The sequence below is a fragment of the Cellulosimicrobium sp. So1_17 genome, from assembly GCF_055181235.1.
Window position 1 is genome coordinate 2,735,224 of the sequence record NZ_CM143702.1, and the last position, 21,103, is coordinate 2,756,326.

The 21,103-nt window shown below is 75.0% G+C and carries 15 protein-coding genes; 4 read left to right on the top strand and 11 right to left on the bottom strand.

The window, feature by feature from the left end; all coding sequences use genetic code 11:
* Positions 1–2: 2 nt before the first annotated feature.
* On the bottom strand, positions 3–341 hold the full coding sequence (locus tag ACZCLJ_RS11950) for a hypothetical protein (RefSeq protein ID WP_463103846.1): 339 nt from the start codon (positions 339–341) through the stop codon (positions 3–5).
* A 234-nt stretch (positions 342–575) separates the two neighbouring features.
* Between ACZCLJ_RS11950 and ACZCLJ_RS11955 the strand changes: the two genes are divergently transcribed.
* Together ACZCLJ_RS11955 and pntB are read left to right on the top strand one after the other, a co-directional pair.
* The gene (locus tag ACZCLJ_RS11955) at positions 576–2,231 is read left to right on the top strand and encodes a Re/Si-specific NAD(P)(+) transhydrogenase subunit alpha (RefSeq protein ID WP_463103847.1); all 1,656 of its coding nucleotides are present in this window, start codon (positions 576–578) and stop codon (positions 2,229–2,231) included.
* Positions 2,228–3,634 (top strand): Re/Si-specific NAD(P)(+) transhydrogenase subunit beta, encoded by a 1,407-nt coding sequence (gene pntB, locus ACZCLJ_RS11960; RefSeq protein WP_251152050.1) that lies wholly within the window; start codon positions 2,228–2,230, stop codon positions 3,632–3,634. Before ACZCLJ_RS11955 ends, pntB begins: the two co-directional genes overlap by 4 nt.
* A gap of 21 nt (positions 3,635–3,655) precedes the next feature.
* On the opposite strand, the gene ACZCLJ_RS11965 is transcribed toward pntB, so the two are convergent.
* The 9 genes from ACZCLJ_RS11965 to ACZCLJ_RS12005 form a co-directional block, all read right to left on the bottom strand.
* A complete protein-coding gene (locus ACZCLJ_RS11965; RefSeq protein WP_463103848.1) occupies positions 3,656–5,899 on the bottom strand; it encodes an immunity protein Imm33 domain-containing protein in 2,244 nt (747 codons plus the stop codon).
* Between the two features lie 168 nt (positions 5,900–6,067).
* A complete protein-coding gene (locus tag ACZCLJ_RS11970) occupies positions 6,068–6,967 on the bottom strand; it encodes an HpcH/HpaI aldolase/citrate lyase family protein (protein WP_463103849.1) in 900 nt (299 codons plus the stop codon).
* Positions 6,961–7,524 carry a MaoC family dehydratase gene (locus tag ACZCLJ_RS11975; RefSeq protein ID WP_463103850.1) on the bottom strand — a complete coding sequence of 188 codons (564 nt, stop codon included), beginning with the start codon at positions 7,522–7,524 and terminating at the stop codon, positions 6,961–6,963. Before ACZCLJ_RS11975 ends, ACZCLJ_RS11970 begins: the two co-directional genes overlap by 7 nt.
* Positions 7,525–7,651: 127 nt before the next feature.
* The gene (locus tag ACZCLJ_RS11980; RefSeq protein ID WP_251152047.1) at positions 7,652–8,827 is read right to left on the bottom strand and encodes an acyl-CoA dehydrogenase family protein; all 1,176 of its coding nucleotides are present in this window, start codon (positions 8,825–8,827) and stop codon (positions 7,652–7,654) included.
* Positions 8,824–11,289 carry an acetyl/propionyl/methylcrotonyl-CoA carboxylase subunit alpha gene (locus tag ACZCLJ_RS11985; RefSeq protein WP_463103851.1) on the bottom strand — a complete coding sequence of 822 codons (2,466 nt, stop codon included), beginning with the start codon at positions 11,287–11,289 and terminating at the stop codon, positions 8,824–8,826. The genes ACZCLJ_RS11980 and ACZCLJ_RS11985 overlap by 4 nt, the downstream gene beginning before the upstream one ends.
* A 5-nt stretch (positions 11,290–11,294) precedes the next feature.
* Entirely contained in the window at positions 11,295–12,995 is a 1,701-nt protein-coding gene (locus ACZCLJ_RS11990) for a carboxyl transferase domain-containing protein (protein ID WP_463103852.1), read from the bottom strand.
* Positions 12,992–14,695, bottom strand: coding sequence for a dihydrolipoamide acetyltransferase family protein (locus ACZCLJ_RS11995; protein ID WP_463103853.1), 1,704 nt, complete (start codon positions 14,693–14,695; stop codon positions 12,992–12,994). Before ACZCLJ_RS11995 ends, ACZCLJ_RS11990 begins: the two co-directional genes overlap by 4 nt.
* On the bottom strand, positions 14,695–15,771 hold the full coding sequence (locus ACZCLJ_RS12000) for an alpha-ketoacid dehydrogenase subunit beta (RefSeq protein ID WP_251152043.1): 1,077 nt from the start codon (positions 15,769–15,771) through the stop codon (positions 14,695–14,697). The genes ACZCLJ_RS11995 and ACZCLJ_RS12000 overlap by 1 nt, the downstream gene beginning before the upstream one ends.
* Positions 15,768–17,129, bottom strand: coding sequence for a thiamine pyrophosphate-dependent dehydrogenase E1 component subunit alpha (locus ACZCLJ_RS12005; RefSeq protein ID WP_463103854.1), 1,362 nt, complete (start codon positions 17,127–17,129; stop codon positions 15,768–15,770). The genes ACZCLJ_RS12000 and ACZCLJ_RS12005 overlap by 4 nt, the downstream gene beginning before the upstream one ends.
* 148 nt (positions 17,130–17,277) lie before the next feature.
* Between ACZCLJ_RS12005 and ACZCLJ_RS12010 the strand changes: the two genes are divergently transcribed.
* Complete coding sequence (locus ACZCLJ_RS12010; RefSeq protein ID WP_251152275.1) at positions 17,278–17,766, top strand: Lrp/AsnC family transcriptional regulator; 489 nt, start codon at positions 17,278–17,280, stop codon at positions 17,764–17,766.
* A 49-nt stretch (positions 17,767–17,815) separates the two neighbouring features.
* On the top strand, positions 17,816–18,667 hold the full coding sequence (locus tag ACZCLJ_RS12015) for a YrhB domain-containing protein (RefSeq protein WP_463103855.1): 852 nt from the start codon (positions 17,816–17,818) through the stop codon (positions 18,665–18,667).
* A gap of 5 nt (positions 18,668–18,672) precedes the next feature.
* Here the strand turns inward: ACZCLJ_RS12015 and ACZCLJ_RS12020 are convergent, their stop codons facing one another.
* Complete coding sequence (locus tag ACZCLJ_RS12020) at positions 18,673–21,069, bottom strand: glycoside hydrolase family 95 protein (RefSeq protein ID WP_463103856.1); 2,397 nt, start codon at positions 21,067–21,069, stop codon at positions 18,673–18,675.
* Positions 21,070–21,103: the final 34 nt, after the last annotated feature.

Here is a 21,103-nt window from a genome sequence, read left to right on the forward strand (position 1 = left end):
GGTCAGGCCTTGGGCTCGTCGGCGACCTTCACGTCCACGTGGTAGTCCGTCCCGTCGACCTCGGACAGCGTGACCGTCAGGTCGTAGAGCGTGCCGGTCGCGGGGTCCGTGAGCTCGCACTCGACGACCTCCCCGTCCACGAGCCCGACGCTCCCGTCGCCGCAGTCGACGTCCGCCTCACCGATCTCGGCGAGCGCCCGCTCGGCGTCGGTCGCGATCGTCGACGCGGGCACGGTGAGGTTGGCGCTGAACGAGCAGGCACCGAGGACGCCGGCGCAGAGCACGGCGGCGGGCACGAGCAGGAGCGCACGGACGGGACGGACGGGCGCGGTGCGGTACATGGATCCCCCTGGGGTCGGTCGATGTCGGCCCTGATCATGGCGGACGAGGACGACGCCAAGCCACCTCGCCCGATGGGGAGAGCTCCCCGTCCGGGCGGTCCGCGACAGGTCCGGGACGTTCGACCCGGTCGGCTCCCCTCGGCGACTCGGTAGGCTCACGGCGCACCCGTCGGCAGCGAGGCCGACGAGCTCGGTGATGCTCGGTCATGGTTCGACGATGCGAGGAGCCTGCACGTGAGGATCGGTGTCCCCCGCGAGGTGAGGGACGGGGAGCGGCTCGTCGCCGCGACCCCGAGGACGGTGGAGCGCCTGCGCGCGCTCGGGTACGAGGTCGTCGTCGAGCACGACGCCGGGGCGCGGGCCACGTTCACGGACCCGGCGTACGCGGAGGCAGGGGCGTCGGTCGTCGACGGCGCGACCGCGTGGGGCGCGGACGTCGTCGTCGCGGTGAACGCGCCGACCGACGCCCAGGTCGCGCTGCTGCGGCCCGGGTCGACGCTCGTCGCGATGCTCTACCCGGGCAGCCGGCCGGAGCTCGTCGAGCGGCTCGCCGCCGCCGGGATCACGGCTCTGGCGCTCGACGCGGTCCCGCGCATCTCGCGCGCCCAGGCGCTCGACGTGCTGAGCACGCTGTCCAACGTCGCGGGCTACCGCGCGGTCGTGGAGGCGGCCCAGGAGTACGGCGGCATGTTCGCCGGCCAGGTCACCGCCGCGGGCAAGACGCCGCCCGCGAAGGTCTTCGTCATCGGCGGCGGGGTCGCCGGGCTCGCCGCGGTCGGCACGGCGTCGAGCCTCGGCGCGCAGGTGCGCGCGTTCGACGTGCGCACGGAGGCCGCGGAGCAGATCGAGTCGCTCGGCGGCGTCGCCGTGCGCGCGCCCGAGGCGCAGCAGCACATGAACGCCGACGGCTACGCACGACCGCTCACCCCCGAGCAGGAGCAGCACGCGCTCGAGGTCTACGCGCGCGAGGCCGCGGACGCCGACGTCGTCGTCACGACGGCGCTCGTGCGGGGCGTCGCGCCGCGCACCCTCACCGCGGCGGCGGTCGCGGGCATGCGCCCCGGGAGCGTCGTCGTCGACCTCGCCGCGTCCGGCGGGGGGAACTGCGAGGTGACCGTCCCGGGCGAGCGCGTCGTGACCGACGGCGGCGTCGTCGTCCTCGGCTGGACGGACCTCCCCGGGCGGCTCCCGCAGCACACGTCGCAGCTCCTCGGGACGAACGTCGTGCACCTGCTCGAGCTGCTCACGCCCGGGAAGGACGGCATGACCGTCCTCGACCTCGACGACCCGGTGCAGCGCGGGATGACCGTCGCGCGCCAGGGCGAGGTCCTGTGGCCGCCGCCGCCCGTGGCGGTGAGCGCGGCACCACCGCCGGGGGGTGGTGACGGGGGACCGCCCGAGGATCCTGCCGTGGTCGCGGAGCGCACCGCCGCTGCGGCGGCGCAGGCGGAGCAGCGGCGCGCGCTCCGCGGTCGCCGGCGCCTCGTCGGGGCCGCGCTCGCCGCGGTGCTCGTGACGCTCGCGCTGTCGTTCGCTCCGCCGTCGCTCGTGGGGCACGTGACGGTCTTCGTCCTCGCGGTGGTCGTGGGGTACTACGTCATCTCGCACGTCACGCACTCGCTGCACACGCCGCTCATGGCGCAGACGAACGCCATCTCCGGGATCATCCTCGTCGGCGCGCTCCTGCAGATCGGCTCGGACGACTGGCTCGTCACGACCCTGGCGTGCATCGCCGCGGCCGTCGCGAGCATCAACATCTTCGGCGGGTTCCTCGTCGCGAACCGCATGATCCGCATGTTCCGGCGGGACACGGCGGTGGGTCCGGCGACCGGCCCGGCGGCGGGTCGCACGGCGGCTGCTGCGACCGGCAGCGCGGGGGAGGTCCGATGACGCCCACGTCCGTCGCCCAGGCCGTCTACGTCCTCGCGGCGCTCCTGTTCGTCCTCAGCCTCGCCGGCCTGTCCCGGCAGGAGACGGCGCGGCGCGGCAACGTCGCGGGCGCCGTCGGCATGGTCCTCGCGCTCGGCGCGACCATCGTCCTCGCGCTCGACACGAGCCGGCGACCGGCGCTCGTCACGGCGCTGCTCATCGCGAGCGTGCTCCTCGTCGGCGCGGTCGTCGGCACGTGGCGCGCGCGCCGCGTCGAGATGACGCAGATGCCCGAGCTCATCGCGATCCTGCACAGCTTCGTGGGTCTGGCCGCCGTGCTGGTCGGCTACAACTCCTACCTCGCCGTGCCTGTCGCCGAGGCCGGCGACGCTGCGCACCTCGTCGAGGTGTACCTCGGCGTGCTCGTCGGCTCCGTGACGTTCACGGGGTCCGTCGTCGCCTACCTCAAGCTCTCGGGGCGGGCGCGGTCCGCGCCGCTGCGGCTCCCCGGGCGGAACCTGCTCAACCTGTCGGCGCTCGTCGCGAGCGTCGCGCTCCTCGTGTGGTTCGTCGGGGCGCCGTCGGTCTGGCCGCTGCTGCTCATGACCGTCGTCGCGCTCGCGCTCGGCTGGCACCTCGTCGCGTCGATCGGCGGGGGCGACATGCCCGTCGTCGTCTCGATGCTCAACTCGTACTCCGGCTGGGCCGCCGCCGCCGCGGGCTTCATGCTGAGCAACGACCTGCTCATCGTCACCGGCGCGCTCGTCGGCTCCTCGGGCGCGATCCTGTCGTACATCATGTGCCGGGCCATGAACCGGTCGTTCGTCTCCGTGATCCTCGGCGGCTTCGGCACGGAGGAGGGCACGGTCTCCGCGTCCACGGGTGAGCAGGGAGAGCACCGGGAGACCCACGCCGACGACGTCGCGCGCCTCCTCGCGGACGCGCGCAGCGTGGTCATCACGCCGGGCTACGGCATGGCCGTCGCCAAGGCGCAGTACCCGGTCGCGGAGCTCGTCGAGCTGCTGCGCTCGCGCGGGGTCGACGTGCGGTTCGGTGTGCATCCCGTGGCCGGCCGCCTGCCCGGCCACATGAACGTGCTGCTCGCCGAGGCGCGCGTGCCGTACGACGTCGTGTTCGAGATGGACGAGGTCAACGACCGCTTCCCCGACACCGACGTGGTGCTCGTCATCGGGGCCAACGACACCGTGAACCCCGCCGCGCTCGACGACCCCGGCTCGCCCATCGCGGGCATGCCCGTGCTGCACGTCTGGGAGGCGCGCGACGTCGTCGTCTTCAAGCGGTCGATGGCCACCGGGTACGCCGGCGTGCAGAACCCGCTGTTCTTCCGCGAGAACACGTCCATGCTGTTCGGTGACGCGAAGGAGCGCGTCGAGGGCATCGTCGCGCACCTGCGGGTGGGCTGAGGACCGCCCGGCCGCGCTCGCTCAGGCGTCGCCGAGCGCCGTCACGACCTGGCGCTCGAGGACCTCCGGGAGCTGGGCCGCGGCGCCGGGGACGTCGAACCCCAGGTCCTGCGCCTGCTGGAGCAGCGCCGCCGCACGCCCGGGGTCGGGGAGCGTGCCGTCGCCCGTGAGCGTCATGATGCCCGCCGTGAACAGCGCCCGGCCGTTGCCCCTCTCGCCCGCCTGGACGTACAGCGCGAGCGCGCGCTGCGGGTCGCGGGGTCGGCCGTCGCCCGTGGCGTGCTGGGCGGCGACGTTGTAGAGCGCTCGCGGGTGACCTGCCGTGGCCGCCCGCTCAAGGTATTCGCGCGATCTCGCCGGGTCCGCCGCCACGCCCTGGCCCGTCGCCGTGAGCACGGAGAGCTCGAAGAGCGCGTCGGGGTTGCCCCGCTCTGCTGCCACCTCGTGGTCGCGGACCGATGCCGCGGCGTCCTTCGCATAGCCGTAGCCGTTGTACCGCATCCAGCCACGCAGCACGTGGGCCGCGCCGTCGGGGTCGTCGGCGACGAGGCGGTCGACCCGCGCCGCGACGTCGTCCGCCGGGTAGAGCTCGCGGAAGTACCTCTCGCGCGCCCACGCGAGCGCGGCCTCGCGCGCGACGTCGGGACGCCCGGTGCTCGAGCCGACCTCGTCGGCCCTCTGGTAGGCCAGGAGCATGAGCTGGGCCGCCTGCGGCGGCAGGAGCCCGATCAGGTGCTCGTTGCGGACGAAGGCGTCGCGCAGGCCCTGGGCCGCGGCCAGCAGCCGCGCGGCGTCCGGCGCCGGGTCCCGGACGGCCGCCGCCGCCACCTCGAACGCCGTCCCCCCGCTCGGTCGCTGCGCGCCCTGCGACGACGCGGCGTCGGACCCCCGTCCCGCCGGGGCGGGCTGCGCGGGCTGTGCGGGCTGGACGGGCTGGACGGGCGCCGCGGGCTGTGCGGGCTGGACGGGCGCCGCCGGGTGACCCGGGGCTGCCCCCTGGTCGCGGTCACGCGCGGCCGCGTCCCAGACCACCTCGCCGGCGGGGTTCCGGAGCGTGCTCGTCCGACCGTTCGACCAGACGGCGCGGAAGCCCTCCGGCAGCGAGAGGTAGCGCACGAGGTGCGGCGCCCTCCGGTACAGCTCGTGCGCGGGCACGGGCAGGAGTCCGCCGCGCGGCTGCTCCGCGATGGGCTTGACGACCCAGCCCGAGGCCCCGTCGCCCCGGGGGGACGTGCGCTCGACGTACATCTCCGGGGCGTCGTACACGCCGTCGTAGACGAGCACGGTCTCCGTGAACCGGGTCGGCTGCCAGCCGGTCCGGCAGAAGCTCTCGAGCTCGCGCTGCTGGCGGTGTACGTCGAGCATCGGGTCGACGTCCCACGTGAGCGTCGTGATGCCGTCCTTCGTGAGGTCCGTGGCCGCGACCCGCAGGTCGTCGCCGTCCGGCGAGAGCGCGGCCCACCACAGCCCGTACCAGGTGCCGCGGCCCGCGGCCACGTTCACGGGATCGGTGGACGCGTACCAGTCGAGCAGGCCCTTCGCCCACGGCAGCAGGACGGGCGTGGTGCGGATCCACACTCGACGCCCCTGGCGGGAGCGCGTGTCGGCGGTGACCGTCTCCGGCACCCGCGTCGGCGCGCCGTCGGCCCACCAGCGCACAGCGTCGGCCGCGGGCGGTGGCCACTCGGTGCGCGCGTTGGCGATCGAGTCGAACGCGTGGACGTGCTCGCCGTCGAACATCGCGACGTACCAGTGACCGGGGCCGTGCGCGCGGTCGACGCCGACGACCGCGAAGGCACCCTTGCCCCGGCCGCGCAGGCGCTCGGCGATCTCGTCGGGAGTCGTCTGCTCGAACGCGCCACCCATGAGGTCGGCGAGCTCGGCCTCGCTCGGACCCGTCGGCGTCGCCGTCCGGGTCTCGCCGCCGTTCAGGAACCCGACCATCGAGGCCACCGCGGACGCCGCGTGGTTGATGGGCCGCTCGGCGAGCGTCGCGTCGTTGCGGTGGCCGGCGGCGAACGCCTGCACCATCTGGCTCTGCGAGAAGCACGACTCGCGCACGTACGCCGTACCGTCGAAGCCGACGACCGCCTGCGCGCCCCCGCGGCCCGGGGTCCACACGTGGAAGCCGCCCGGGACGACCTTGCTGTGCCGCGTGGCGGTCGCGACGTCGATGCCCAGGAGCGTGGCCGCGCGCTCCACGAGGTGGGGGAACCCTTCGGTCCAGTGCTGGGACTGCTGGGGCTGCGGGTTCGCGTCGGTCACGCGGACGAGGCTACGGTCTGGCGGCGTCGTCCCGCGCCGACGCCCATGGGGAGCGCTCCCCATGCCACCGCCGCGCGCCCGGCACAGCGGCCGTCGCCGTGGAACGAGAACCCGCGCACCCGTGCGGTGAGCGTGCGCTCACACGGCGGGGTGGCGCGTACCCGCACGTCAGCGGGGCGCAGCACGGCGCAGCACGGCCTCCGCGTGGCGCAGCACCGGCCCGTCGACCATCCGGCCCTCGTGCGTGAAGACCGCGTCCGGTCCGGCGGGGTTCGCCGCGGCGGCGTCGAGCAGCGCCTGGGCAGCGGCGACCTGGTCCGGGGTCGGCGCGTGCGCGGCGCGGATGACCGGGACGTGGCTCGGGTGGATGCACGCCGTCGCGGCGAAGCCGCTCGCCGCGGCGTCCTCGGCCTCCGCGCGCAGACCGTCCAGGTCCGCGATGTCGACGTGCACGGCGTCGATGGCCGCCTTCCCCGCCGCACCTGCCGCGAGGAGCACGGTCGCGCGGGCGTGCCGCGCGACGTCGCGGTACGAGCCGTCCGCGCGCCGGCTCGACGTCCCACCGAGCGAGGCGACGAGGTCCTCCGCCCCCCACATGAGCGCGACGACCTCGTCCCGGCGCGCGAGCTCGGGCGCCGCGAGGACCCCCGCTGCGGTCTCGCACAGCGCGACCACCCGCACGCCGGGGAGCGTGCTCGCGAGGGCGGGCAGCGACGCGACGAGCTCCGGTCCGGCCTTCGCGACCATGACCGTGCGCAGCCGCGTGTCCGCGAGCGCCGCGACGTCGAGCGCGTGCTCGCGCGTGCCCACGGCGTTGACCCGCACGACCGTGCGCTCCGGGTCGAGGATCGCGGACGCCTCGACGACGGACCGGCGCGCGGCGTCCTTCGCGGCGGGGGCGACGGCGTCCTCCAGGTCGAGGATCACCGCGTCGGCGCGGTCCGCGGCCTTCGCGAACCGGTCGGGCCGGTCCGCGGGGCAGAACAGCAGTGCCGGTCCGAGCTGGAACGGCTCCCGCACGTCCGGCGGGAGCGTCTCCGCCCCGTGCCCGACGCCGTCGCTCACCACGCGCCCGCCTCGTCGCCGGAGGTGAGGCGCGGCCCGGCGGGCCCCGGCGGAGCGGCCGGCCCCGCGCCGTCGGGCACGGTGGCGGCCTCGTGGGCCGCGCGCGTCCAGAACAACGCCGTGCGGACCGCCCGGGCGACGAGCTCTCCGCGCTGGTTCAGACCCCGGTGCTCGAGCGTGACGACCCCCTGCCCGGGACGGGACGCGGAGAGCCGCTTCTCGACGACCTCCGTCTCGGCGTAGAGCGTGTCGCCGTGGAACAGCGGCCTCGGGAACTCGACCTCGCGGAACCCGAGGTTCGCGACGATCGTGCCCTGCGTGACCTGCCCGACGGAGAGCCCGACGAGCGTCGAGAGCGTCATCATCGAGTTCACGAGGCGCTGCCCGAACGGCTGCGTCGCGGCCCACGCCGCGTCGAGGTGGAGCGCCTGGTGGTTCATCGTGAGCGTGGAGAACAGGACGTCGTCGGCCTCGGTCAGAGTGCGGCCGGGACGGTGGCGGTACACCACGCCCGGCTCGAGCTCGTCGTAGTACAGGCCCCGCTGGACCACCTCGCGCATCCTGCTCCTCCCGCTCCTCCGGCCCGGCGACGTCCGCCGAGAACGACCCCGCTCGCGGTCGATCACGACCTGAAGGTCGCGAAACCGTCGATAACGTCCTTCAGGTCGTGTTCGGCGGCGAGCGGGGTCAGCCCTCCAGGCCCAGGCTCCTCGCGATGACCATGAGCTGCACCTCGGTGGTGCCCTCGCCGACCTCGAGCACCTTCGCGTCACGGTAGTGCCGCGCGACCGGGTTCTCGTTGAGGAAGCCGTAGCCGCCGAAGATCTGCGACGCGTCGCGCGCGTTCGCCATCGCGGCCTCGCCGCCGACGAGCTTCGCGACCGACGCCTCGGCCTTGAACGGCTTGCCGTGCACGAGCTTCTGCGCGGCGTCGAGCCAGGCCAGCCGCGCGGTGTGGACGCGGGCCTGCATGCGCGCGAGCGTGAACGCGACGTGCTGGTTCTCCCCGATCGACCGCCCGAACACCACGCGCTCCGTCGCGTACCGCAGCGCCTCCTCGAGGCAGCCCTGCGCGGCGCCGGTCGCGAGCGCGGCGAACGCGATGCGACCCTCGTCGAGCGCGCGCAGGAAGTTCGCGTACCCGCGTCCGCGCTCGCCGAGCAGGTTCTCCGCCGGGACCCGCACGTCGGTGAGCGTGAGCGGGTGAGTGTCGGAGGTGTGCCAGCCGACCTTGTCGTACGCCGGCCCCACCTCGAACCCCGGCGTCCCCGCGGGGACGATGATGCTCGACAGCTCCTTGCGCACGTCGCCGCCCGGTCCGCGCGTCTCCCCCGTGACGGCCGTGATCGTCACGAGGCTCGTGATCGGCGTGCCGGAGTTGGTGATGAACTGCTTGGAGCCGTCGACCACCCACTCGTCGCCGTCGAGCCGCGCGGTCGTGCGCGTCCCGCCGGCGTCCGAGCCGGCCTGCGCCTCGGTCAGGCCGAAGGCCGCGAGCGCCCTGCCCGCGAGCAGGTCCGGCAACCAGCGCTCCTGCTGCTCGCGCGTCCCGTGCCGGTAGATCGGCACGATGCCGAGCCCGACCCCCGCCTCCAGCGTCACCGCGATCGACTGGTCGGCGCGCGCGAGCGCCTCCACCGCGAGGCAGAGCGACACGTAGTCCTTGCCCTGACCGCCGACGTCGCGCGGGAACGGCAGCCCGAACAGCCCGAGCTCGCCCATCTGCGCGATGATCTCCATCGGCAGCCGACGCTCGGTGTCGTACCGGTACGCGGCCGGCGCGACGACGCCGTCGGCGAAGTCCCGCACGACCTGGTACAGCTTCGCCTGCTCGTCGGTGAGCAGGGTGTCGACCTCGATCATGGTGCTCCCTGGGTGTCGGAGGAGGTCGCCGACGCGGCGGGGTGTGCCGCGACGGCGTCGGTCCGGGTGGTGGTCGGGCTGGAGGCCGGGTCGTCCGGGTCGCTCCTGGCGTGTCCGTCCCCGGCGGGTTCCGGTGCCGGTTCGACGACCGCGACCACCTGGTCGCGGCGCACGAGGTCGCCGGGGCGCACGGTGACGCGCGCGACGCCGTCGTGCGGCGCGAGCACGGGGTGCTCCATCTTCATCGCCTCGACCGTGACGAGGACCGCGCCCGCGCTGACCGGCTCGCCGTCGGGCGCGGTCGCCACGACCGTCCCGGGCATCGCGGCGCGGACCTCCGGGTCCGTCGCGGTGGCGACGCCCCCGCGTGCCCGACGGCGCTCGGCCCGGTTCCGCGCGGCACGCTCCGTCCGGTCGGGGGCGGCGAACGCGACGACCCGGCCGTCGCGGTGGAGCCACACGACCGCGGGATCGCCGTCGGCGGCGGGCTGCCACGCGAGCCGCACCCGCTCCCGGGTGCCGTCGACGGTGAGCCACCACGCGTCGTCGTGCCGCAGATCCGGTGCGAGCGACGCCCGGACGTCGCGGGCCCTGGCACCGTCGTCGGAGGACCCGTCGGTCTCCCGCAGCTGCACGACGGCGTCGCGCACCACGCCCCGGACCCGCACCTCGTGCTCGAGCCGACCGGCAGGGCCGGTCACGTCGCGCAGCACGACGACGCGCGCCGCGGGCCGGGCGTTGAGCCGCCACCCGTCGCGGGCCGCCCACGGGCCACCCTCGATCTCGCCGAGAACGGGCTCGTCCACCACACCGGGTCCAGAACGGTGGCCAACCCCGTGCTCGGCAGCCCGGACGACGAACATCGCCGCCGCGACGAGGTCGACCGGTGACGTGACGGACGAGGTGAGGGGGTCGGGGGTGTGCGCGCCGTCGTGGTCGGGTCTGGCGGGAGCGGGCGAGGAACGAGCCCGCGGATGGTAGACGGCGCGCGCACCCCCGACCCCCTCGCCGGACCCGACCCCGCCACCAGCACCAGCACCAGCACCGAGGAACCGGTCGATCAGACCGGTGTCGAGCCGCCCCGCCCGGACGTCCTCGTCCGCGAGCAACGACCGCAGGAACCCGACGTTCGTCTCGACACCGAGCACGACGGTCCGCGCCAGCAACCCGTCGAGCCGTTCGATCGCCTCGTCGCGCGTCGGTGCCCACGCGACCGCCTTCGCCAGCATCGGGTCGTAGTCCCCGCCGACGACGGCCCCGCGCTCTACCCCGGAGTCGAGGCGCAGCGGCGACGCGTCGGGCCCGGCGTCGACCCCGCCGTCGTCGTACGCGAGGACCGTCCCCGTCGCGGGCAGGAAGCCGCGCGCCGGTGACTCGGCGTAGACGCGCGCCTCCACCGCGTGGCCACGGAGCACGACGTCGTCCTGCGCGAGCGGCAACGGCTCCCCCGCCGCGACGCGCAGCTGGAGCTCGACGAGGTCGAGCCCCGTGACCATCTCGGTGACCGGGTGCTCGACCTGCAGGCGCGTGTTCATCTCGATGAAGAAGAACTCGTCGGGCGACGCGGCGGGGACGAGGAACTCGACGGTCCCGGCGCCGACGTAGCCGACGGACCGCGCGACCTCGCACGCGGCCTCCCCCATCCGCGCGCGCTCGGCGGCGGACAGCAACGGCGACGGCGCCTCCTCGACGACCTTCTGGTGGCGCCGCTGGAGCGAGCACTCGCGCTCGCCGAGGTGGATCACGTTCCCGTGCGTGTCCGCGAGCACCTGGACCTCGACGTGGCGGGGCGCCTCGACGAGCCGCTCGAGCAGCAGCGTGTCGTCGCCGAACGACGACGTCGCGACCCGCCGCGCGGACGCGAGCGCACCGGGCAGGTCGGCGGCGGACCGCACGACGACCATCCCCTTGCCCCCGCCACCGGCGGACGGCTTGACGAGCAAGGGGAACCCGACGCCGGGTGCGGCGGCGAGCAGCGCGTCGTCGGGCATCCCCGGCTCGCCCGCCCCCGGGACCACGGGCACGCCGCGCGCCGCGACGACGCTCTTCGCCGCGAGCTTGTCGGCCATGGTCTCGAGGGCGTCGACGCCCGGGCCGACGAACGCGATCCCGGCTCGCCCGCACGCGGTCGCCAGGGCGGGGTTCTCCGACAGGAAGCCGTACCCGGGGTGGATCGCGTCGGCGCCGGTCGCGACGGCGGCGGCGAGGACGGCCTCGACGTCGAGGTACGAGCGCGCCGCAGGGGCGGGGCCGAGGCGCACCGCGACGTCGGCCTCGCGCACGTGGCGCGCCCCGGCGTCGGCGTCGGAGAACACCGCGACCGACCGGACCCCGAGTCGGCGCAGGGTCCCGATCACGCGGCACGCGATCTCGCCGCGGTTGGCGACGAGCACGGTGCCGAACGGCCGCGTCGCCGGGGGCGGGGCCGGGCGCGAGGCCAGGGAGGGGCGGTGGACGGTCACGGGCCTCACATCCGGAAGAGCCCGAACCGGGCGGTGGTCCGGTCGGCCGTGCCGAGGGGCGCGAGGGGCGTGCGGGAGCACACGCCCAGCGCGAGACCGAGCACGCGGCGCGTGTCGGCGGGGTCGATGACGCCGTCGTCCCACAGCCGGGCCGTGGCGTAGTACGGGCTGCCGTGCTCGTCGTAGTCCGCGCGGATGCCGGCCGCGAAGGCGGCCTCCTCGGCGGGGTCCCACGTCTCGCCGCGCGCGGCGAGCTGGTCGCGCTTGACCGTCGAGAGGACGGACGCGGCCTGCGGACCGCCCATGACGGAGATGCGGCTCGCGGGCCACGACCACAGGAAGCGCGGCGAGTACGCGCGCCCGCACATCGAGTAGTTCCCGGCGCCGAACGACCCGCCGACGATCACCGTGAGCTTCGGGACGCGCGTCGTCGCGACGGCCGTGACCATCTTCGCGCCGTCCTTCGCGATGCCGCCCGCCTCGGCGTCCGTGCCGACCATGAACCCGGAGATGTTCTGCAGGAACAGCAGCGGGATGCCGCGCTGGTCGCACAGCTCGATGAAGTGCGCCCCCTTGAGCGCCGACGCGCCGAACAGCACGCCGCGGTTCGCGAGGATCCCCACGGGGTGGCCGTGGATCCGCGCGAACCCGGTGACGAGCGTGTCGCCGTACTCGCGCTTGAACTCGTGGAACCGGCTGCCGTCGACGATCCGCGCGACGATCTCGCGCGGGTCGTACGGGGCTTGTACATCGGTCGGGACGGCGCTGTACAGGCTCTCGCCGAGTGCTCTGGTCTGACCCGACGCCAGGTCCTCGTCCCGCCCTGCGGGCGGCATCCCCGTGGCGGACGCCCCGACGGCGGGCGGCTCGGACGGCTCGACGTCCCACGCGGGCGCAGGGTCGGGCGGCAACGTCGCGACGATGCGGCGCACCGTGTCGAGCGCGTCGTCGTCGTCCTCGGCCAGGTGGTCGACGACACCGCTGCGCCGGGCGTGCAGCTCGCCGCCGCCCAGCTCCTCGGCCGTGACGACCTCGCCGATCGCGGCCTTCACGAGCGGCGGGCCACCGAGGAAGATCGTGCCCTGGTCGCGCACGATGACGGTCTCGTCGCTCATCGCCGGCACGTAGGCGCCGCCCGCGGTGCACGACCCCAGCACGGCGGAGATCTGCGCGATCCCCGCGGCGGACAGCTGGGCCTGGTTGAAGAAGATGCGGCCGAAGTGGTCGCGGTCGGGGAACACCTCGGCCTGTCGCGGCAGGAACGCGCCGCCCGAGTCGACGAGGTAGACGCACGGCAGCCGGTTCTCCAGCGCGATCTCCTGCGCGCGCAGGTGCTTCTTCACCGTGAGCGGGTGGTACGTCCCGCCCTTCACCGTGGCGTCGTTGCACACGACCATGACCTGACGGCCGTTCACGACGCCGATCCCGGCGACGACGCCCGCGGCCGGCCACGCGCCGTCGTCCACGCCGTGACCCGCGAGCGGCGCGATCTCGAGGAACGGGCTGCCCTCGTCGAGGAGGCGGTCGACGCGGTCGCGCGGCAGCAGCTTGCCGCGCGACACGTGGCGGTCGCGTGCCGAGGCCGGTCCACCCAGCGCGGCGGCGGCGGTGCGCTCGCGCAGGTCGGCCACGAGGGCCCGCTGCGCGGCGTCGTCGGCCCGGGCGGTCTCCGACCCCGGGTCGACGGCGGTCGTCAGGACGGTCACGCGGACGTCCCCTCTCCCTGCCGGACCCCGGGCCGAGCGGCAGGACCGGTCGGCTCTCCCGCGGAACCCCGGGTTCGGCCGTCGGTCAGCCCGCCGCCGTGGAGCAGCGCGAGCCCCGGGTCCTCGAGGAGCGCGCCGAGGTCGGCGAGGAACCGGGCACCCTGCTCGCCGTCCACGACACGATGGTCGAACGAGAGGCTGAGGGTGACCACGTCGCGCAGGGCGACCTCGCCGTCGTGCTCCCACGGCCGCCGTCGGACCGCGCCGAGACCGAGGATCGCCGCCTCGCCCGGCACGAGGATCGGCGTCCCGGCGTCGACGCCGAACACCCCGACGTTCGTGATGGTGATCGTTCCTCCGGCGAGGCGCTCGGGTGGCGTGCGGCCGGCGCGCGCCGTCGCGACGAGCTCCGCGAGCGCGTCGGCGAGCGTCGGGAGGTCGAGCGCGTCGGCGTGCGGGACGTGCGGGACCACGAGCCCACGCTCCGACGCGACGGCGATCCCCAGGTGCACGTCGCGGTGGCGCCAGATCTCGGCCGAGCCGTCGGGCAGGTCGTGCCAGGCGCTGTTGAGCGCGGGGTGCCGCGGCAGCGTGACGCACAGGGCGCGCGCGACGAGCGCGAGCACCGTGATCCGGCTGTCCCGTGCGAGCCGGTGCGTGCGCAGCCGGTCGAGCAGCTCGAGGCTGCGCGTGACGTCGACCGTGAGGAAGACCGTCGCGTGCGGGGCGGTGAACGCGCTCGACACCATCGCCGCGGCCGTGTGCTTGCGCACGCCGCGCACGGCGACGCGCTCGACGGCGGTCGCAGGACCTGGGGACGTCGACGCGGCCGCCGAGATCGGCACGTCGACGTCAGATCGGTCGCCGGACGCGAGATCGGTCGTCCGGAGGACCGGTCTCGGGCCGACGTGCCGATCTCGGTGCCCTCCCCTTCCGGGCGCCGCGGCGTGGTCCGGTGTGACGTCACGGTGGCAGCTCACCGCCGCGAGCACGTCGGCGCGCGTGATGAGACCGCCCGGCCCGGTGCCCTCGACGCGCTCGACGTGCACGCCGAGCTTCTTGGCGAGCGCGCGCACCGGCGGCGTCGACCGCGGCCGTTCGACGGCGCCGTCAGCCGTCCTGCTATCGGGCAGCGGTGTGCCGCCGAACCCTGGGTTGTGCGGCACGTGCGGGCCTGACTGCCGCGTAACGCCGGGTTCGGCAGCAGCCTCGGCGGCACGGCGACGACGGCGCGCCGGGCGGCCCGTGCTGTCCGGGCGGGCGCCGTAGCCCACGAGGTTCGGCTCGACGACGTCGCGGACGTCCGGGCGCTCGCCCTCCTCCGCGGCGTCGGACCCCGGCTCCTGCGGCACGGAGGCCTCCGGCTGCCGCACGACCCCGGGTTCGGCAGCCGGAGGTGACTCCGCGCCCGGCGTCGCGGGGTCGCCCGGCGTCGCGGGGTCGCCCGATGTCGCCGGGTCGTCGACCTCGAACGTGACGATGGGGTCGCCGACGTTCACCGTCTGGCCCTCGACGGCGTGCAGCGTCGCGACGACGCCCGCGTAGGGCGAGGGCAGGTCGACGAGCGCCTTGGCCGTCTCGACCTCGGCGATCACCTGGTTGAGCTCGACGTGGTCGCCGGCGTGGACGTGCCAGATCACGATGTCGGACTCGGTGAGCCCTTCCCCGAGGTCGGGGAGGCGGAACTCGCGCGTCGTCATCACCGGGACACCCCCTCCCCCGCGAGGACGGGCACCGTCGCCCGCCCGGCGGTGGCACCGGTCGCGGCACCCGCCGCAGCGCCACCGCTCGGCACCCGGCCGAGCACCCGGTCGACCCCGTCGAGGATGCGGTCGAGGTCCGGCAGGTAGTGGCCCTCGAGCCGCGCCGGGGGATACGGCATCCCGTGCCCCGTGACGCGCACGGGCGCGGCCTCGAGGTACTCGAAGCAGCGGTCGGTCATGGTCGCGACGACCTCGGCACCGAGCCCGGCGTGTCGCGGCGCCTCGTGGGCGACGACGAGGTGGCCGGTCCGGCGCACGGACGCGGCGACCGTGTCGTGGTCCATCGGGGACAGCGACCGCAGGTCGATCACCTCGAGGGACACGCCGTCGTCGGAGGCGGCGACGGCGGCGTCGAGCGCCGTCCCGACGAGCCCGCCCCACGTGACGAGCGTGACGTCGCGGCCCTCGCGCAGCACGTGCGCACGGTCCATCGGTGGTGCGAGCGCGAGGGGGATCTCCTCGACCTCGCCCTTGAGGTGGTAGCGCCGCTTGGGCTCGAAGAAGATCACGGGGTCGTCGCACGCGACCGCCTGCCGCAGGACCGTGAACGCGTCCTGCGGGCTCGCGACCGAGACGACGCGCAGGCCCGCGACGTGCGCGAACATCGCCTCGGGCGACTCCGAGTGGTGCTCGGCCGCGCCGATGCCGCCGCCCACGGGGATGCGGATCGTGATCGGCAGCCGGACCCGGCCACCGGTGCGCGCGTGCATCTTCGCGAGCTGGGACACGATCTGGTCGAACGCGACGAACACGAAGCCGTCGAACTGGATCTCGCACACGGGGCGGTACCCGCGCATCGCCAGCCCCACGGCCGTGCCGATGATCCCCGACTCCGCGAGCGGCGTGTCGAGCACGCGCCGCGGGCCGAACTCGGCCTGCAGGCCGTCGGTCACGCGGTAGACGCCGCCGAGCCGGCCCACGTCCTCGCCCATGACGACGACGCGGTCGTCGTCGGTCATGGCCCGGTGCAGCCCGGCGCCGAGCGCCTTCGCGAGCGTCAGGGTGGTGGTCATCGCCGTGCTCCTTCCGGCATCCCGGTGCCCGACGACGCGGCGTCGCCCTCGTCCGGAGGCCCGCCTGCCGCGTCGCTCGCCGCGTCGTCGAACGACGCGAGGTAGCGCGCGTGCTCGGCGCGCTCGCGCGCGAGGGGTGCGTGCGGCTCGGCGTACACGTGGTCGAAGAGCGACGACGGCGGCGGGTCCTCGAGCGCGACGCACCCGGCGCGCAGCTCGGCGGCGGCGGTGTCGGCGGCACGTCGGACGCGCTCGTCCTCGGCGTCGGTCAGCACGCCGACGCCGCGCAGGTACGCCGCGTAGCGCGCGACCGGGTCTCGTCCCGCCCACAGCTCGAGCTCGGCCGCGTCCCGGTAGCGCTTCGGGTCGTCGGCGGTGGTGTGCGGGCCCATGCGGTAGGTGACGGCCTCGACCAGGGTGGGGCCGCCGCCGTGCCGGGCCCGGTCGAGCGCCGCAAGGGTCACCGCGAGGACGGCGAGGACGTCGTTGCCGTCGACGCGCACGCCCGGCATGCCGAAGCCCCGCGCGCGCTCGACGAGCGGCACGCGCGACTGGAGCGCGACCGGCTCGGAGATGGCCCACTGGTTGTTCTGGCAGAGGAACACGACGGGCGAGCGGTACGTCGCCGAGAAGACGAAGGCCTCGTTGACGTCGCCCTGGCTCATCGCGCCGTCGCCGAAGTACGCGACGCCCACGGGCAGGCCGTCCGCAGGGTCGACGCGACCGGCGTCGACGTCGAGCTGCACGCCCATCGCCCAGCCCGTCGCGTGCAGGGCCTGCGCACCGATGATCACCTGCGGCGACGCCATGCCGATCGCGTACGGGTCCCAGCCGCAGACCGTGACGCCCCGCCACACGCGGACGAGGTCGACGGGCGACGCGCCGCGCACCGACGCGACGGCGTGCTCGCGGTAGGACGAGAAGACGAAGTCGTCACGGCGCAGCGCGCGGGCCGACCCGACCTGCGCCGCCTCCTGGCCGAGCAGCGGTGGCCACAGGGCCAGCTCGCCCTGGCGCTGGAGCGCCGTCGCCTCCGCGTCGAGGCGGCGCGCGACGACCATGTCCTCGTAGAGCCGCAGGAGCGTGCCCCGTGCCACGGCCCGTGCGGCGTCGTCCCCGGACGCGAGGTCGAGGTCGGTGAGCCACCGGTCGTGCTCCGCGTCCGGACGACGCGTCCCGTCCTCGGCGAGGAGGCGCACCGTGCGGCTCTCCGCGCTGCCCGGTACGGCCGGGGTCGTCGTCTCGTCGTCCTGCTCTGCTCGTGCGTCGCGCGGGGTCTCCGCCCGGTGACCGTCGTGCTCCTTCGGCAGGGTCTCCACCGTCGAGCCGGTCCGCACCGCAGGTTCGCTGGCCACCATGCCACCTCGCCTTCGAGTACTGCTGGGAGCCGGACCTCACCGTCGAGGACCGGGATAGGGCGAACGTAACCCCGGTCACGCACATGGCTCCACCGATGCCCGACACGCTGTGCAGTGTGAGCACCGTCACGTTGTTAGGGTGAGCAGCATGCACAGCGCCGACGCTGTCGACCTCGACCTCCTGCTCGCGCTCCGCGACGACCCGCGGGCCACGATCGTCGCGCTCGCCGACCGTCTGCGGCTCTCGCGCAACACCGTCGCGGCACGGCTGGCGCGGCTCGAGGCGGAGGGCGCGTTCCTCGCGCTCGACCGGCGCATCGACCCGCACGTGCTCGACCACCCGCTCACCGCGTTCGTCGAGGTGCAGCTGCGGCAGAAGGAGCTGGCGCGCATCGTCGAGGACGTCGCGCGCATCCCGGAGGTCGTGCAGGCGCACGGTCGCAGCGGGACCGCGGACCTGCGCGTCACCGTCGCGTGCCGCGACACCGACCACCTGTTCCGCATCGACGCCGCCATCCTCGCGATCGACGGCGTCGAGCGGACCGAGACCTCGCTCTCCATGGGCGAGCTCATCCCCTACCGGCTGCAGCCCCTGATCGAGAAGCAGCGCCGGGGCCGCCGGGCGGCCGGAGCGTGAGCCGGAGAGCGTCGTCGTCGGACCTGTCCACGCGGAGATCGGAGGAACCGTGCCGAACCTGTTCGTCGTGGCGAGGAGAGGCACCTACGAGGAGTTCGTGTCGGTGTACGACCCCTCCGACGCGACCGCCTCGGACAGCACGGGGTCGACGGTGCTCCACGCCGCGCTGGGCAACAAGCCGGTCGTGCGGGCCCGGATCGCCGGGCGCCTGCTCGACGACGGTGCCGACGCGGCGGCGGTCACGCCCGACGGCGTGACGACGGCGCACGTGCTGCTGGGACGCCCGCGGTTCGACGTCCCGACCGACGGACCGCTGCTGCGGCGGCTGTTCGACGGCGGGTGCGACCCGAACCGCGCGTCCGCGCGCTTCGGCACACCGCTGCTGACGCTTGCCCGCCAGCTGAAGTTCCCGGACGACGCGCTCGCCCCGCTGTACGACGTCGTGCTGAGCGTCTCAGGTCTCGACCCGCTGTCGCCGCCACCGCCCGCCCGGTCCACCCTCGAGAGCGTGAGGCTCCTCGGGGAGCGCCGGGCAGCGCTGGAGCGCCGGCTGACCGCGCTGCTGGAGGAGCGCGGTCGGGCAGCTCGCGGGGACGCGCCGCCGATCGACGCCGCGCGGGCCAGGGCCGTCGCGGAGGAGGCGCTCGTCGAGCTCGAGCGCGACCTGAGGGTCCCGCTCGCGATCTGGGAGGACGACCCGGGCGTCGAGCCGGTCGGCGACCACGGCGACGTCTGGGTCGTGATGTGGAACTCGGTGGAGTACCTCCGGAGCAAGGACTTCCTCCGGCAGGTGCTCGTCGGTCCCGTCGTCGTGCCCAAGGACGGTCGACCGTGGTTCGTCCTCCCCACCGCCTACCCGGTCGCCGTCGGGCTCGACCGCTGGCGCCGCGGCGAGCTCTGAGGGCATCACCGCGGCGACGACACGCTCTCCGTCCACCCCCCGAGCTCCCGGACCGGGAGGCCGTCGCGCGCCGGCACGATGCGCCGGTCATCGCCGTCGACCCGCACGCGCACGGGGCGCGCGTCGGGCGCGCGGTCCGCGACGACGTCGTACGACACGACCTTGCCGTCCCGCCACCGCACGCTGACCTCGTAGCCGCCGCGCGCGCGGAGGCCGGTGAACGACCCCTCTGCCGACCAGGCGGCGGGCAGCGCGGGGAGCAGGTGGAGGAATCCGTCGTGGCTCTGGAGCAGCATCTCCGCGACCGCGCCGGTGATGCCGAGGTTGCCGTCGAGCTGCATCGGCGGGTGCGTGGCCAGCAGGTTCGGCAGCGTGCTGAACCGGAGGAGCCCTCGGAGCATGGACCGCGCGCGCTCGGCGTCCCCGAGCCGCGCGAACAGCGCGGCACGCCACGGCCACGTCCACGAGCGACGGCTGTCTCCTGACACCGTCGCCTCGTCGAAGGGCACGCCGTCCCGCTCGCCGCACCTGGCCTTGAGGGAGACGAGCGCAGCGGCCCGCAGCTCGGGGGTCGCGGCAGTGACCTGCCGTCCCGGGAAGACCGCGAACAGGTGCGACGTGTGGCGGTGCAGGTCCTCGGGGTCGTCCCGGTCGGTCTGCCACTCCTGGAGCTGGCCCCAGCGGCCCACGAGGTTCGGCGCGAGCCGCGTCAGCAGCCCGGCGACGACGGCGCGGTGCTCCGGGTCGGCGTCGAGCGCCACCGCGCAGTCGAGGTAGTTCTCGAACAGGTCGCGCACGATCTGCTGGTCGTGCATCACGCCGTCCTCGCGAGGCCCGTGCTCCGGTGACCAGCCGTCGGGGGCGACGAGCGCGCCGTCGGGCCGCTCGACGAGCCGGTCCTCCCAGAACTCGCACACCTCGCGCAGCACGGGGTAGGCCGTCGCCTCGAGGAACGCGCGGTCCTGCGTGAACGCCCAGTGCTCGTACAGGTGCTGCGCGTACCAGGCGCTCGCGACGGTGTTCCACTCCCACGCGTTGCCGCCGAAGATGCTCTGCGACGTGCGCGCCGTCCACCCCCGGACGTCCGGCCCGAAGGCGTGCCGCGTCGCGACGCGGCTCGGCACCGCCACCTGCTCGACGAACGCGGCGAGCGCCTCGTGGGTCTCCGGGAGGTTCGTGGTCTCGGCGCCCCAGTAGTTCATCTGGACGTTGATGTTGGTGTGGTAGTCGCACGCCCAGGGCGGTTCGTTCTCGTCGTTCCACAGACCCTGCAGGTTCGCGGGGAGCCCTCCCGGGCGCGACGACGCGTGCAGGAGGTAGCGCCCGTAGGCGAACAGGGTCTGCTCGAGGGACGGGTCCTCGCCGCCGTCGGCGTAGCGCGCGAGCCGGCGGTCGGTCGGCAGCGCGATCACGTCCGGCGCGGACGTCCCCCAGTCCACGCGCACGCGCGACATCGCCTCGCCGACGTGCGCGACGTGCTCGGCGCGCAGCTCCTCGTACGGCCGTGCGGCCGCCGCGGCGAGCGCCGCGTCGAGGACCGGCACCGGGTCCTCGCCCCGCCAGGCGTGGGCCGCGCTCAGGCGGTAGTCGGTCCGGGCGTCGACGAGGACCGTGAGGCTCGTGGCACCGACGACGCGCAGCGCCGTCCCCTCCGACGTCACCTCGACCGCGGGTGCTCCGCCGTCGCGTCCCTCGCCGGGCCCGCCGCCGCGCCCGCCGTCGCGCGCACCGGTGCCGCTCCCCGGTCCGGTCGCGATCACCTGCACCGCTGCCGCGTGGCGCAGGCCGTTGGCGAGCACGCCGCGGAACGCGAGCCGGCGGGCCTCTCCGTCGACGGTGGTCGGGGCGTCCTCCTGGGCCGAGTCGAGCGTGATGGTGGCGGTCAGGCCCGACGGCGCGTCGGTCGTGCAGCGCAGGACGAGGACGTCGGCGACGTGGCTCGCGAACGCCTCGCGCCGGACGGTCCCCGCCGGCGTCGCGAACGTGGTGGTGTGGATGCCGACGGTCGGGTCGAGCGCGCGTCGGTAGTCGGCGGACGCCACGGCGTCCGCGACACCGACCTCGCCGTCCGCCTCCGAGCCGTCGCGACCCGTGCCCTCGAGGGCGATGCGGAGCACGCCGAACGCGCGGTACGACCCGAATCCCGTGACGCCGAGGTCGAACGCGTCGTCGGGAACGCCGGCGAGGGCGTTGTCGTAGCCGTTGGCCCCTCCCCACAGGCTGTGCTCGTTGAGCTGGACGCGCTCCTCGGAGATCCCGCCGAACAGCGTCGCGCCGAGGCGGCCGTTGCCGACCGGGAGCGACTCGGAGGACCAGTCCGTCGCGGGCGCGTCGTACCAGAGCGCGACCGGGGACCGGCCGGCGGTCGGTGCGGGCCGAGGGTGCTCAGGGGCGTGGGTCACGAGACCTCCGGGACGTCGTCGGTCGGGTGCATGG